Genomic DNA, 14,229 nt, shown 5'->3' with positions numbered 1-14,229 from the left:
TTCGGGGCCGCGATTCAGCCCGCGTCGGCCACCAGCGCCGCCGAGACGACCGCCTTCGCCTCCTCCTGGACCCGGCCCAGGTGCTCGGCGCCGTGGAAGGACTCGGCGTAGATCTTGTACACGTCCTCGGTGCCGGACGGGCGGGCCGCGAACCAGGCGTTCTCGGTGGTCACCTTGATGCCGCCGAGCGACGCGCCGTTGCCGGGGGCCGAGGTGAGGACCGCGGTGACCGGCTCGCCCGCGAGGGTGTCCGCGCCGACCTGCTCCGGCGACAGCTTCCCGAGCACCGCCTTCTCCTCGGGGGTGGCGGCCGCGTCGATCCGCGCGTACGCGGGCTCGCCGAACCTGGCCGTCAGGTCCGCGTAACTCTGCGACGGCGTACGCCCGGTGACCGCCAGCATCTCGGAGGCGAGCAGCGCCAGGATGATGCCGTCCTTGTCGGTCGTCCACACGGAGCCGTCGCGGCGCAGGAAGGACGCCCCCGCCGACTCCTCGCCGCCGAACCCGAGCGAACCGTCGGCGAGCCCGTCCACGAACCACTTGAAGCCCACCGGCACCTCGACCAGCGTGCGGCCGAGGTCGCCCGCCACCCGGTCGATCATCGACGACGACACGAGCGTCTTGCCGACGCCCGCCGACGCGGCCCACCGCTCGCGGTGCGCGAACAGGTAGGAGATCGCCGCGGCCAGGTAGTGGTTGGGGTTCATCAGCCCGCCGTCGGGGGTGACGATGCCGTGCCGGTCGGCGTCCGCGTCGTTGCCCGTGGCGATCTGGAAGCGGTCCCGCTGCTCGATGAGCGAAGCCATCGCGTACGGCGACGAGCAGTCCATCCGGATCCTGGCGTCCCAGTCCAGCGTCATGAACCGCCAGGTCGGGTCGGTCAGCGGGTTGACCACCGTCAGGTCGATCCGGTGCTGCTCCGCGATGCGCCCCCAGTACGCGACCGACGCCCCGCCCAGCGGGTCGGCGCCGATGCGCACCCCGGCGGCGCGCACGGCGTCCAGGTCGAGGACGGCGGGCAGGTCGGCGACGTACGTGCCCAGGAAGTCGTAGCGCCCCGTCGTGGAAACGGTCAGGGCACGCGCGTACGGGATGCGCCGCACGCTCTTGAGGCCGCCGGCGATCAGCTCGTTCGCCCGGTCCTGGATCCAGCCCGTGGCGTCGGAACCGGCGGGGCCGCCGTTCGGCGGGTTGTACTTGAAGCCGCCGTCGGCGGGCGGGTTGTGCGACGGGGTGACGACGACACCGTCCGCGAGGCCGTTCGTACGGCCCTTGTTGTACGCGAGGATCGCGTGCGACACGGCGGGGGTGGGCGTGTAGCCGTCCGCCGCATCGATCAGCACCCGCACGTCGTTGGCGGCGAACACCTCGACCGCGGTGACCTTCGCGGGCTCCGACAGGGCGTGCGTGTCCGCGCCCAGGAACAGCGGTCCGTCAATGCCCTGGAGGCTGCGGTACTCGCAGATCGCCTGGCTCGTGGCGGCGATGTGGTCCTCGTTGAACGCCGTGTTGAGCGAAGAGCCCCGGTGGCCCGAGGTGCCGAAGGTCACCCGCTGGCGGGGCTCGGCCGGATCGGGGTGGAGCGCGTAGTACGCGGTCACCAGCCGGGCCACGTCGACGAGATCGTCCGGCCGGGTCTGCTGTCCCGCTCGTTGGTGCGGCATCCGCCCGTTACCTCCATGGTGTGTCGCAGTGCGGTCGGCACATTCTCCCGGACCGGCGGGGCTGATTGCACGCACGCATGTTCCCGCTGGTGGGGCAGGTGTGAGGTGTGATGCGGTGGGGTAGCAGGGCCGATGTCGACGAGTGGAATACCGCAGTAAATGGGTGGAAACTCGTCGAAGAGTCACAGAACAACCGAGTCACAGAACCACAGCAACGTCGAACGTGAGGAGAAGCGCCATGTCGTCCAAGCGCCGCCGCAAGAAGAAGGCACGTCGCAAGAACGGTGCCAACCACGGCAGCCGCCCCCAGTGCTGAAGCCCACGTGCTGAAGCCCACATGCTGAAGTACGGCTGACGCGGTGCCGAAGTGGCGTCCGTCCCGGTCGAACCGGGGCGGGCGCCACTTTGCTGTGCGGGCGGGCCGCCCCACCTGGTCGGAGCCCCGTCGTGACCGGACAGTAGAGTTTCGGCTGCGTCGTCCCCCGGGCCGGCTGCGTCCTCCCCCCGAGCACAGAGGTACCGTCCGTGACCCCCGCAGCACCCGCACCCCCCGCCCCGCCTGCGGTGACCGTCATAGGCATCGGCGCCGACGGATGGCCGGGACTGCCCGACGCGGCACGCGCCGCCCTCCTCGGCGCACAGGTCGTGATCGGCGGCGGACGACAGCTGGAGCTGCTGCCTCCGTCCTGCACGGGCGAGCGCGTCCCCTGGCCCTCGCCGCTGCGGCCCGCCGTGCCCGGCCTGCTCGCCGCTCACCGGGGGAGCCGGATCGCCGTACTGGCCAGCGGCGACCCGATGTTCTACGGCATCGGCCGCGCCCTCGCGGAAACCCTCGGCCCCGACGCCCTGCACGTCCTGCCGCACCCGTCCTCCGTGTCGTACGCCTGCGCCCGCATCGGCTGGCCGCTGGAGGACACCGAGGTCGTCACCCTGGTCGGCCGCCCCGCTGCCCGCCTCGCCGCCGCCCTGCACCACGGGCGCCGGGTACTGGTCCTGAGCGCGGGAGCGGACACACCCGCCGAGGTGGCGGCCCTGCTGCGGGACCGGGGCTTCGGCCCCAGCCGCCTGCGGGTGCTCGAACAGCTCGGCAGCGTGGACGAGACCTGCACCGAGGGCACCGCAGACACCTGGGCGCACCCGCCGGGCGACGCGCTCAACGTCGTCGCCGTCGACTGCGCCCGCGCCCCTGGAGCGCTCCGCCTGGGCGCCGTCCCCGGACTGCCCGACGAGGCGTACGAGAACGACGGACAGCTCACCAAGCGCCACATCCGCGCCGCCACTCTCGCCACCCTCGCCCCCGCCCCCGGCGAACTCCTGTGGGACATCGGCGGCGGCTCGGGATCCATCGCCATCGAATGGCTGCGCACCCACCCGTCCTGCCGCGCGATCACCGTGGAACGCGACCCGGTCCGGGCGGAGCGCATCGCCCGCAACGCCGACCGGCTCGGGGTGCCCGCCCTGCGCGTGGTCACCGGCCGCGCCCCCGCCTCCCTGGCCGGGCTGCCCGCGCCGGACGCTGTGTTCATCGGCGGCGGACTCACCGCCCCCGGCCTCCTCGACGCCTGCTGGGCAGCGCTGCCCGACGGCGGCCGGCTCGTCGCCAACACGGTCACGCTGGAGTCCGAGGCCCTCCTCGCCGGCTGGCACCGCCGCCACGGCGGCGGCCTCGCCCGGCTCGCGGTGGCCCACGCAGTGCCCGTCGGCGGCTTCACCGGGTGGCGGCAGGGCATGCCGGTCACCCAGTGGTCCGTCACCAAGAACCCCACGTCCCCCGCAGTGACTCCAGGAGACAACGCATGACCGTGTACTTCATCGGCGCAGGACCCGGCGCGGCCGACCTGATCACGGTGCGCGGCGCCCGCACCCTCGCCGCCTGCGGAGTCTGCCTGTACGCGGGCAGCCTGGTGCCCCGCGAACTGCTCGCCGAATGCCCGCCCGACGCCCGCCTGGTGGACACCGCGCAGCTCGACATCGAGCAGATCACCGCCGAGCTGACCGCCGCCCACGCGGCCGGACAGGACGTGGCCCGGCTGCACTCGGGCGACCCCTCGGTCTTCAGCGCGGTCAACGAGCAGATGCGGCGGCTCGACGAGGCGGGTGTGCCGTACGAAGTGATTCCCGGGGTGCCCGCCTTCGCCGCCGCGGCAGCGGCCCTCAAGAGGGAGCTGACGGTGCCCACCGTCGGCCAGACCGTCATCCTCACCCGCATCGCCCAGCGCGCCACCGCCATGCCCGAGGGCGAGGACCTGGCGACCCTGGGCCGCAGCGGCGCCCTGATGGTGCTGCACCTGGCCGCGCAGTACGTGGACCGGGTCGTCGAGGAACTGGTGCCGCACTACGGGGCGGACTGCCCCGCGGCCGTCGTCGCCTTTGCCTCCCGGCCGGACGAGATCGTGCTGCGCGGCACGCTGGAGGACATTGCGGGGCAGGTGAAGGGAGCGGGGGTGCTGCGCACTGCCGTGATCATGGTCGGGCGGACGCTGGGCGCGGAACAGTTCCACGACAGCCACCTGTACTCGCCGGGCCGCGAGCGGCACAGTTGCTGAGCTGACGGGGGTGGGCCGGGGTGGGCCGGGGCGGTCGCGGGGCGGGCCGCAGTGTGGGGGCCGCCCCCTTGCCCACCCGCCCCCAAGCTCTCAACTTCGTTCGAGCAGGGGGGACCCCCGCCAAGCTCTCAACTTCGTTCGAGCAGGGGGGACCCCCGCCAAGCTCTCAACTTCGTTCGAGCAGGGGGGACCCCCGCCAAGCTCTTAAGGAGCAGGGGAGACCCCACTGCCCCCGGGGGGCGGCCCCGCTGCCCAAGAGGGCTAGGGGGTAGGGGGCAGGCTTTTAGAGGCGCGGGGAACTGCGTGACCAGCCACGACGCTCCCGCAGGAATCCGCTCTCAGAGAATGTCGCTGCGGCCCACGATCGTGCCCGCCCGGTCGATGCAGATCACGTCCACCGCGACCGGCGCTCCCCGAAGCACGGCCAGTGCCTCCTCCCGCGCCGCCGCCGCCACCAGGTCCCCCAGCGGCACCCCCCGCGCCTGGCACAGTTGAAGCGCCGCGAGACCCGTGTTGGCGGCCGCGATCTCAGCCGCCAGCGCCTCGTCCGCGCCGCCCCGGCGGGCCAGCTCGGCCAGGAAGCCCTTGTCGACCTGGGAGCGGGCCGAGTGCAGGTCCATGTGCCCGGCGGCGAGCTTCGACAGCTTGGCGAAGCCGCCGCAGATCGTCAGGCGGTCCACCGGATGACGGCGCACGTACTTCAGGACCGCGCCCGCGAAGTCCCCCATGTCCAGCAGGGCGATCTCCGGCAGCCCGTACTCGCCGACCACCGTCTTCTCCGAGGTCGAACCCGTGCACCCCGCCACATGGGTGTGCCCGGCCGCCTTCGCCACGTCCACGCCCCGGCGGATCGAGTCGATCCAGGCCGAGCAGGAGTACGGCACGACGACACCCGTGGTGCCGAGGATGGAGAGCCCGCCGAGGATGCCCAGGCGGCCGTTCCAGGTGGAGCGGGCGATCTCCTCGCCGTGGTCCACGGAAACGGTCACCTCGACGTCGCCGGTGCCGCCGTGCTCGGCCGCCACCTTGGCCACGTGCTCGCGGATCAGCTTGCGGGGCACCGGGTTGATGGCCGGTTCGCCGACGTCGAGCGGCAGGCCGGGGAGGGTGACGGTGCCCACGCCAGGGCCCGCCCGGAACACCACGCCCGAGCCCGGCGGCAGCCGCCGTACCGTCGCCCGGACCAGGGCGCCGTGCGTCACATCGGGGTCGTCGCCCGCGTCCTTGACCACCCCGGCCATCGCGCGGGCCGCCCCCAACTCCTCGACGGCCAGCGCGAAGGCGGGCGTCTGGCCCCGGGGCAGGGTGATCGTCACCGGATCGGGGAAGTCCCCGCTCAGCAGGGCCGTGTACGCGGCGGTGGTGGCCGCCGTGGCACAGGCGCCGGTCGTCCAGCCGGAGCGCAGACCGGTGTGCTTGAGTTGGGCGTTGCGCCCGCCCTCGGCGGCGGGCCCCTTGCTCGTGTCACTCATGGATGGATCCCGTGCACATACTCGTTCTCGGCGGTACGACCGAGGCGCGGCGCCTCGCCGAACTCCTGGTGGACATTCCGGGCGCCCGGGTCACCAGCTCGCTGGCCGGACGGGTCGCCAGCCCGAGGCTGCCCCCGGGCGAGGTGCGGGTCGGAGGGTTCGGCGGGGCCGACGGTCTGGCCGTCTGGCTGCGTACCCACCAGGTGGATGCGCTCATCGACGCCACCCATCCTTTCGCAGAGACGATCAGTTTCAACGCGGCCGCCGCTGCCGCCGAGACCCATGTTCCCCTGCTGGCGCTCCGCCGGCCCGGCTGGGCGGCGGGCGAGGGCGACCGGTGGCACCCGGTCGGCTCACTGGCCGAGGCCGCACGGGCGCTGCCCGCACTGGGCGAGCGGGTCTTCCTGACCACCGGCCGGATGGGTCTCGCCGCCTTCGCGGGGCTGGACGCACAGTGGTTCCTGATGCGGTCCGTGGACGCACCCGACGCACCGCACCCCGCCCGCATGGAGGTCCTGCTGGAACGCGGCCCCTTCACCCTCGACGGCGAACGGGAGCTGATCCGCCGCCACCGCATAGAGGTGCTCGTGACGAAGGACAGCGGTGGCGCAGCGACCGCCCCCAAGCTGACCGCCGCCCGCGAGGCGGGGATCCCGGTGGTCGTGGTGCGCCGGCCGCCGGTGCCCGGGGGCGTACCGGTGGCCGGCACCCCCGAGGCGGCCGTCACCTGGCTGACCGGTGGTCACGACCGCCTCAAGAGGTGACGGTTCAGGCCTCCGGATAGCGGCGCGGGGTCCACACGACCTGGCCGCCGTCGCCGCGCCGCACCCACCGCGTCTGCGAGGACCCGACGAGCAGGATGGTCCGCATGTCGACCTCCTCCGGCACGAGATCGCCGAGCCGTACGGTGCGCACGCTCTCGGTCGGCCCGCCGACGTCCCGGCCGAGCACCACCGGGGTGTCCGGCGAACGGTGCTCCAGGAGCAGGTCCTTGGCCTTGCCGACCTGCCAGGTGCGGCTGCGCGAACCGGGGTTGTACAGCGCGAGCACCAGGTCCGCCGACGCGGCGGCCCGCAGCCGTTCCGCGACGACCTCCCACGGCTTCAGCCGGTCCGAGAGCGAGATCGTGGCGTAGTCGTGGCCCAGCGGCGCACCCGCCTTCGCGGCGGCGGCGTTGGCCGCCGTCACCCCCGGCAGCACCCGTACGGGCACGTCCGCGTACGCGTCCTGCGACGCGACCTCCAGCACGGCGGTCGCCATGGCGAACACGCCCGGGTCGCCGCCGGACACCACGGCCACCCGCCGCCCGCGCCGGGCCAGGTCGAGGGCGAACTCGGCGCGCTCCGACTCCACCTTGTTGTCGGAGCCGTGCCGCACCTGCCCCGGCCGCACCGGCACCCGCGCCAGGTACGTCGTGTACCCGACCAGGTCGTCGGCGGCGGCCAGCGCACCGCGCGTCTCCGGCGTCAGCCACAGCGGCCCGGCGGGGCCGGTGCCGACCACGACGACCTCGCCCTCCGCCTGCGGACGTGCGGCCGGCGGCTCGGTGTGGGCCGAGCCGATCCGGCTGGGCAGCACCGCGACCGCGAAGTAGGGCACCGAATCGGCGTCCACGTCCGCGAGTTCACCGGTGCGCTCGCCCTCCATGGTCGCGCGCTCCACATAGCGGGCCTCGGCCAGCCGCCCCGACGCCTCGAAGGCGCCGCGCACGGCGGGGAACGTACGCCCCAGCTTCATCACCACCGCGGAGTCGGTCGCCGCCAGCCGGGCCGTCAGCTCCTCCTGCGGCAGCGTGCCGGGCAGGATCGTCAGCACCTCCTCGCCCTCCACGAGCGGCGTGCCGAGCCGGGCGGCCGCGGCGCTCACCGAGGTCACCCCGGGGATCACCTCGGTGGGGAAACGGTCCGCGAGCCGCTTGTGCATGTGCATGTACGAGCCGTAGAAGAGCGGGTCGCCCTCCGCGAGCACGGCGACGGTGCGTCCCGCTTCGAGGTGCACGGCCAGCCGGGCCGCCGCCTCCTCGTAGAACTCCTCCAGCGCGCCCCGGTACCCGCCCGGGTGGTCCGTCGTCTCTGTCGTGACGGGATAGACCAGCGGCTCCTCGACGTGGTCCGCGCGGATGTGCTTCGCCGCGATGGACCGCGCTATCGACCGCCCGTGCCGGGCACTGTGGTAAGCGACCACATCGGCCTCGGCGATGATCTCCACCGCGCGTACGGTCATCAGGGACGGGTCGCCAGGGCCGAGCCCGACTCCGTACAACCGTCCCGTGCTCTGCTCGTTCACGCTTACTCTTCCTCGCTGGCGATCGCGTTGAGCGCGGCGGCGGCGATGGCACTGCCGCCCCGCCTGCCGCGCACGATCAGGTGCTCAAGACCGGACCCGTGCACCACGAGGGCCTCCTTGGACTCCGCGGCACCCACGAAACCGACCGGGACGCCGATGACGGCCGCCGGACGCGGAGCGCCCGCCTCGATCATTTCGAGCAGCCGGAACAGCGAGGTCGGCGCGTTGCCGACGGCGACGACGGAGCCTTCGAGCCGGTCGCGCCACAGCTCCATCGCGGCGGCGCTGCGGGTCGTGCCGAGCTCCTTCGCGAGGTCGGGCACCGACGGGTCGGAGAGCGTGCACACCACGTCGTTGTCCGCGGGCAGCCGCTTGCGGGTGACACCGCTGGCGACCATCTGCACGTCGCACAGGATGGGCGCACCGGCCCGCAGCGCCGCCCGGGCGTCGGCCACCACGTTCGGGCTGAACACGAGGTCCTGCACGAGGTCGACCATGCCGCAGGCGTGGATCATACGGACCGCGACCTGGCTGACGTCGGCGGGCAGGCCCGCCAGGTCCGCCTCGGCGCGGATCGTGGCGAAGGACTGGCGGTAGATCGCCGGTCCGTCCTTCTCGTACTGGTGCACTGTGCTGTCGCTCTCTTCTGCGGGCGTGATGGATGGATCGAAGCAGGGGGAAGTACGGGGGTGGATCAGCCGCGGGCGGCAGCCACAGTGGCGGGCAACGTCTGTTCCGCGACCGTGACGGGTGCGGTGCGGGCCCCTCCCCGTACGACGGACACTTCGTGCCCCTCGGGGGTGGCCACGACGTCGACCCGGTCGCCGTGCGGGTGTCCGCACCGGCGTGCGCACCCGGACCAGTAGACAGGAAGCTCTCCCACCGGGCCCACGGCGGCCCCCGCCAGGGCCCGCACGTCGGAGAGCGACTTCGCACAGCCGGGCCTGCCGATGCAGGCCCCGACACCGTGCCAGGGGGATTCGGGGCCTGTGATCAGCCCGGCCGCACCCAGGGCGCCGAGCAGTGCCGCGGCCCGCTCCGGGGCGACGCCCGGCACGACGACCCCGCGCCAGGGGGTCAGCCGCAGGGTGCGGTCGCCCTCCCGGCGGGCGGTACCGGCCAGCAGCCGCCACTGTGCGGCGGTGATACGTCCCAGGGGCACGCCCACGGACAGCGCGGCCGCTCCGGACGCGCCGCCGGTCACGGTGCCGAGCTCCGGGGCAGCGGCCTCGCGCGGGCGGGCCGGGGCCCCGGAGCGCGTCGCGTCGATTTCGGCCGCCCCCAGCCTCCGTACCACCTCCGTGAGGAGTGCGTCGGGGCCGTCCGGCAGATCGGACACCCGCCAGGTGCCCGCGTCCGGGGCACTGTCGAGAAAGGCTTCGGCAGCCACCAGGGCGGCATGTGCCGCCTGCGCACCCGGCACACGTACCGCGTCGGCAGCCGCACCGACGCGCAGCAGCGCGGCACCGTCCCCCTGCTTCAGCAGCGTCACGTCCGCCCCGAGGGCGTCCACGTCACCGCGCCCGTCGTCCAGCGCGAACAGGAACCGGCCGGACAGCGAAACAGCCCGGTCACTGGCACACAGCAGCGCGTCCAGCTCCGCCAGCCACGGGCCCACGCCGCCGTGCCCCCGGCCGTCGAGACCGGACAGCGGCGAGGCCACCACGTTGCGCACCCGCTCGTGCCGCGGCGACGGCAGCAGCCCCGACTCGCCCAGCCGCAGGGCCAGTTCGCCGCCGCAGCCGTCCGCGAGGCCGCGCAGCTGCGCGTTGCCACGGGAAGTGAGGTGAATGTCACCCTCGCCCAGCAGCCCGGCCAACTCCCCGAGCGCGTCCGCCTGCTCCGCGGTGACGACGCCGCCGGGCACCCGGACACGCGCCAGCGCACCGTCGTCCGCACGGTGCAGCCGCAGGGACCCGGGGCACGCGTCGCCCTGGGTGCGGGGGGAGTTCTCGCCGGGAGCCAGAGGCGAGGGGGCTGGTGGGGGCATGGCGGCGAGCATACCGACCCAAGCCCGACCCGTGTTCGACAACCGGGTGCCACGGCCTTGACCCGGGGCCCTAATATGCCTGGTGGCGGGCCATGCGGTCCGTCACCGTCGCCGCAAGGCGGCAGTCGCCACCGAAAGGCGACGGGGGAGGAAGCCCGGTGCGAGTCCGGCGCGGTCCCGCCACTGTGAGTCCGGCCCACCGGCCGGACGAGTCAGGAACTCCCTTCCGCAGCTTCTCGATCCCGGTCGAGCAGTCCGAACACCGCCCGGGGCGTGGACACCCCGAGGAAGGCCCGACGCCGCATGATCCTGCTCCTGTCGACGTCCGACACCGACCTGCTCAGTGCCCGCTCATCGGACGGCCCGGTCGGCTACCGCTACGCCAACCCTTCCCGGCTCGCCCTCACCGACCTCCCCGCGCTCCTGGACGGCACCGACCTCGTCGTCGTACGCCTCCTCGGCGGTGTCCGTGCCTGGCAGGACGGTCTCGACCAGGTCCTCGCCACCGGCCGCCCCGTCGTCGTCCTCACCGGTGAACAGGCCCCGGACGCCCAGCTGATGGCCGCCTCCACCGTCCCCGTCGGCATCGCCGCCGAGGCCCACGCCTACCTGGCGCACGGCGGCCCCGCCAACCTGGAACAGCTCGCCCGGTTCCTCTCCGACACCGTCCTGCTCACCGGCCACGGCTTCGAGTCGCCCGCGCCCGCACCCTCCTGGGGCCCGCTGGAGCGCACGGCGCGCGAGGTCCAGGGACCGACCGTCGCGGTCCTCTACTACCGCGCCCACCACATGAGCGGCAACACGGCCTTCATCGACGCCCTGTGCGGCGAGATCGAGGCCGCGGGAGCACGGCCGCTGCCGCTGTACGTCGCCTCGCTGCGCACCCCGGAGCCGGAGCTCATCGAGGAGCTGCGCGCCGCCGACGCGATCGTCACCACCGTGCTCGCGGCCGGTGGCACCCGTCCCGCCGAGGCCTCCGCCGGCGGCGACGACGAGTCGTGGGACGCGGGCGCGCTCACCGGCCTCGACATCCCGATCCTCCAGGCGCTCTGCCTCACCAGCTCGCGCGCCGACTGGGAGGAGAACGACGAGGGCGTCTCTCCGCTCGACGCGGCCAGTCAGATCGCCGTTCCCGAGTTCGACGGCCGCCTGATCACCGTCCCGTTCTCCTTCAAGGAGATCGACGAGGACGGCCTGCCCGCCTACGTCGCCGACCCCGAGCGCGCCGCCCGGGTCGCCGGAATCGCCGTACGCCACGCACGACTTCGGCACATCCCCAACGCCGACAAGCGCGTCGCCCTCGTCCTCTCCGCGTACCCCACCAAGCACTCCCGCATCGGCAACGCGGTCGGCCTCGACACCCCCGCCAGCGCCATCGCCCTGCTCCGCCGCCTCAAGGAGGAGGGCTACGACTTCGGCGCGAAGGAGATCCCCGGCCTCATCTCCGGCGACGGCGACGAACTGATCTACGCCCTCATCGAGGCCGGCGGCCACGACCAGGAGTGGCTCACCGAGGAGCAGCTGGCCCGCAACCCGGTCCGCATCCCGGCCGCCGACTACCGGCGCTGGTTCGCCACCCTGCCCGCCGAGCTCCGCGAGTCCGTCGAGCAGCACTGGGGCCAGGCCCCCGGCGAGATGTTCGTCGACCGCTCCGCCAACCCGGAGGGCGACATCGTGCTGGCCGCCCTGCGGTTCGGCAACCTGCTCATCCTCATCCAGCCGCCGCGCGGCTTCGGCGAGAACCCGATCGCGATCTACCACGACCCCGATCTGCCGCCCTCGCACCACTACCTGGCCGCCTACCGCTGGATCGCCGCCTCCGCCGACGACAACGGCTTCGGCGCCGACGCGATGATCCACCTCGGCAAGCACGGCAACCTGGAGTGGCTGCCCGGCAAGAACGCAGGACTGTCCGCCGCCTGCGGCCCCGACGCCGCACTCGGCGACCTGCCGCTGATCTACCCGTTCCTGGTCAACGACCCGGGCGAGGGCACCCAGGCCAAGCGCCGGGTGCACGCCACCCTGGTCGACCACCTGGTGCCGCCGATGGCCCGCGCCGACAGCTACGGCGACATCGCCCGGCTGGAACAACTCCTCGACGAGCACGCCCAGATCGCCTCCATGGACCCGGCGAAGCTCCCCGCGATCCGCGCCCAGATCTGGACGCTCATCCAGGCCGCGAAGCTCGACCACGACCTGGGGCTCGAAGACCGCCCCGAGGACGAGGGCTTCGACGAGTTCATCATGCATCTCGACGGCTGGCTCTGCGAGATCAAGGACGTTCAGATCCGCGACGGCCTGCACGTCCTCGGCGGCGCGCCCGCAGGCGAGGCCCGGGTCAACCTGGTCCTCGCGATCCTGCGCGCCCGTCAGATCTGGGGCGGCACCGCCTCCCTGCCGGGCCTGCGCGAGGCCCTCGGCCTCGACGAGTCCGCCGCACAGCGCACCGCTGCCGACGAGATCGAGGAGCAGGCCCGCGGCCTCGTACAGGCGATGGAGGACGCGGACTGGGCTCCGGAGGCCGTCGCAGGCGTCGCGGCGGGCCACCCCGCCGCCGTCGCCGACATCCTCGGCTTCGCCGCCCACGAGGTCGTCCCGCGCCTCGCCGCCACCACCGACGAACTCACCCACGCCGTCCACGCGCTCAACGGCGGCTTCGTCCCGGCGGGCCCCTCGGGCTCCCCGCTGCGCGGTCTCGTCAACGTCCTGCCGACCGGCCGCAACTTCTACTCCGTCGACCCCAAGGCCGTGCCCTCCAAGCTCGCCTGGGAGACCGGCCAGGCCCTCGCCGACTCCCTCCTGGAGCGCTACAAGGCCGACAACGGCGAATGGCCCACCTCGGTCGGCCTCTCCCTCTGGGGCACGAGCGCGATGCGCACGGCGGGCGACGACATCGCCGAAGCCTTCGCCCTGCTCGGCGTCCGCCCCGTCTGGGACGACGCCTCGCGCCGCGTCACCGGCCTCGAAGCGATCCCGGCCGACGAACTCGGCCGCCCCCGCATCGACGTCACCCTGCGCATCTCGGGCTTCTTCCGCGACGCGTTCCCGCACACCATCGGCCTCCTCGACGACGCCGTGCGGCTCGCCGCGTCCCTCGACGAGCCCGCCGAGATCAACTACGTACGGGCGCACACCCAGGCCGACCTCGCCGAGCACGGCGACGAACGCCGCGCCACCACCCGCATCTTCGGCTCCCGCCCCGGCACGTACGGCGCGGGCCTCCTCCAGCTCATCGACTCCCGCGACTGGCGCACCGACGCCGACCTCGCCGAGGTCTACACGGTCTGGGGCGGCTACGCCTACGGCCGCGAGCTCGACGGCCGCCCGGCCCGCGAGGAGATGGAGACGGCGTACAAGCGCATCGAGGTCGCGGCCAAGAACACCGACACCCGCGAGCACGACATCGCCGACTCGGACGACTACTTCCAGTACCACGGCGGCATGGTCGCCACCGTCCGGGCGCTGAAGGGCAAGGCCCCGGAGGCGTACATCGGCGACTCCACCCGACCCGAGACGGTCCGCACCCGCACCCTCGTCGAGGAGACGTCCCGCGTCTTCCGCGCCCGCGTCGTCAACCCCAAGTGGATCGAGGCGATGCGCCGCCACGGCTACAAGGGCGCCTTCGAACTCGCCGCCACCGTCGACTACCTCTTCGGGTACGACGCGACGACCGGCGTGGTCGCCGACTGGATGTACGACAAGCTCACCGAGACGTACGTCCTCGACCCGACCAACCGCGAGTTCCTCAAGGAGGCCAACCCCTGGGCGCTGCACGGCATCGCCGAGCGCCTCCTGGAGGCCGAGTCCCGCGGCATGTGGGCCAAGCCCGACCCGACGGTCCTGGACGCGCTGCGCAAGGCGTACCTGGAGACCGAGGGCGACCTGGAGGGCGAGGACTGAGCACGGTCGGGCAGGGGCGGGGACCGGCCACCAGGCCCCCCGCCCCTGCCTGAACTCGCTTTGTGCGGAACCGAGTTGGCCGGTGAGTGCCTTGCCGTCCGGCAGTCGGAGCCTCACCATGAGGAGGGCGTCCGGAGTCGTACACCCCCGAGGAGTCCCCCATGGACAGCGACGAGCCGCAGAGCGCGGGGCTCGCCCGTCGCGCCACAGGCGAGGCGGACGGGGCGAGTGTCCTCAGCGTGCTCCCGAACCACCGTGGCACCGCGCTCGACGAGGTGACCGAGGGCGCGATGAACGACGCCCTGGCCAGGACGGGATCCGGGCGCGAAGTCACGGTGACCGCGTTCCAGTCCTCGATCTGAGGAGCCCCC

11 protein-coding genes and 1 riboswitch are annotated in these 14,229 nt (G+C 73.4%); of the genes, 6 read left to right on the top strand and 5 right to left on the bottom strand.

The window, feature by feature from the left end:
• Positions 1-14 precede the first annotated feature (14 nt).
• Entirely contained in the window at positions 15-1,664 is a 1,650-nt protein-coding gene (gene pgm, locus ACH4SP_RS28930; protein WP_398418941.1) for a phosphoglucomutase (alpha-D-glucose-1,6-bisphosphate-dependent), read from the bottom strand.
• Between the two features lie 238 nt (positions 1,665-1,902).
• On the opposite strand from pgm, the gene ACH4SP_RS28925 reads away from it, so the two are divergent.
• The 3 genes from ACH4SP_RS28925 (at position 1,903) to cobM (ending at position 4,210) form a co-directional block, all read left to right on the top strand.
• A complete protein-coding gene (locus ACH4SP_RS28925; protein WP_389253020.1) occupies positions 1,903-1,980 on the top strand; it encodes a 50S ribosomal protein L37 in 78 nt (25 codons plus the stop codon).
• Positions 1,981-2,189: 209 nt separating this feature from the next.
• Positions 2,190-3,464 (top strand): precorrin-6y C5,15-methyltransferase (decarboxylating) subunit CbiE, encoded by a 1,275-nt coding sequence (cbiE, locus tag ACH4SP_RS28920; RefSeq protein ID WP_398418939.1) that lies wholly within the window; start codon positions 2,190-2,192, stop codon positions 3,462-3,464.
• Positions 3,461-4,210 carry a precorrin-4 C(11)-methyltransferase gene (gene cobM / locus ACH4SP_RS28915; RefSeq protein ID WP_398418937.1) on the top strand — a complete coding sequence of 250 codons (750 nt, stop codon included), beginning with the start codon at positions 3,461-3,463 and terminating at the stop codon, positions 4,208-4,210. Before cbiE ends, cobM begins: the two co-directional genes overlap by 4 nt.
• 338 nt (positions 4,211-4,548) lie before the next feature.
• Here the strand turns inward: cobM and ACH4SP_RS28910 are convergent, their stop codons facing one another.
• Positions 4,549-5,682 carry a cobalt-precorrin-5B (C(1))-methyltransferase gene (locus ACH4SP_RS28910; protein ID WP_398418935.1) on the bottom strand — a complete coding sequence of 378 codons (1,134 nt, stop codon included), beginning with the start codon at positions 5,680-5,682 and terminating at the stop codon, positions 4,549-4,551.
• A gap of 11 nt (positions 5,683-5,693) precedes the next feature.
• Between ACH4SP_RS28910 and ACH4SP_RS28905 the strand changes: the two genes are divergently transcribed.
• Positions 5,694-6,446: a cobalt-precorrin-6A reductase gene (locus ACH4SP_RS28905; RefSeq protein ID WP_398418934.1), complete on the top strand. Its 753-nt coding sequence runs from the start codon at positions 5,694-5,696 to the stop codon at positions 6,444-6,446.
• Positions 6,447-6,450: 4 nt separating this feature from the next.
• Here the strand turns inward: ACH4SP_RS28905 and ACH4SP_RS28900 are convergent, their stop codons facing one another.
• From ACH4SP_RS28900 to cobG, 3 genes are all read right to left on the bottom strand, one after another.
• On the bottom strand, positions 6,451-7,968 hold the full coding sequence (locus ACH4SP_RS28900; RefSeq protein ID WP_398418932.1) for a precorrin-2 C(20)-methyltransferase: 1,518 nt from the start codon (positions 7,966-7,968) through the stop codon (positions 6,451-6,453).
• Positions 7,969-7,970: 2 nt separating this feature from the next.
• Positions 7,971-8,597 carry a precorrin-8X methylmutase gene (locus ACH4SP_RS28895; RefSeq protein ID WP_398418931.1) on the bottom strand — a complete coding sequence of 209 codons (627 nt, stop codon included), beginning with the start codon at positions 8,595-8,597 and terminating at the stop codon, positions 7,971-7,973.
• 65 nt (positions 8,598-8,662) lie between these two features.
• Entirely contained in the window at positions 8,663-9,970 is a 1,308-nt protein-coding gene (gene cobG, locus ACH4SP_RS28890) for a precorrin-3B synthase (RefSeq protein WP_398418929.1), read from the bottom strand.
• A 135-nt stretch (positions 9,971-10,105) separates the two neighbouring features.
• Positions 10,106-10,180, top strand: a riboswitch (cobalamin riboswitch).
• An 81-nt stretch (positions 10,181-10,261) separates the two neighbouring features.
• On the opposite strand from cobG, the gene cobN reads away from it, so the two are divergent.
• Positions 10,262-13,858, top strand: coding sequence for a cobaltochelatase subunit CobN (gene cobN, locus ACH4SP_RS28885; protein ID WP_398418927.1), 3,597 nt, complete (start codon positions 10,262-10,264; stop codon positions 13,856-13,858).
• A gap of 161 nt (positions 13,859-14,019) precedes the next feature.
• Entirely contained in the window at positions 14,020-14,220 is a 201-nt protein-coding gene (locus ACH4SP_RS28880; protein WP_398418925.1) for a hypothetical protein, read from the top strand.
• Positions 14,221-14,229: the final 9 nt, after the last annotated feature.

The organism is Streptomyces sp. NPDC021093 (assembly GCF_044333135.1).
In the GTDB taxonomy this organism is placed as follows: Bacteria; Actinomycetota; Actinomycetes; order Streptomycetales; family Streptomycetaceae; genus Streptomyces.
This window is presented reverse-complemented; position numbering and strand designations above follow the sequence as displayed.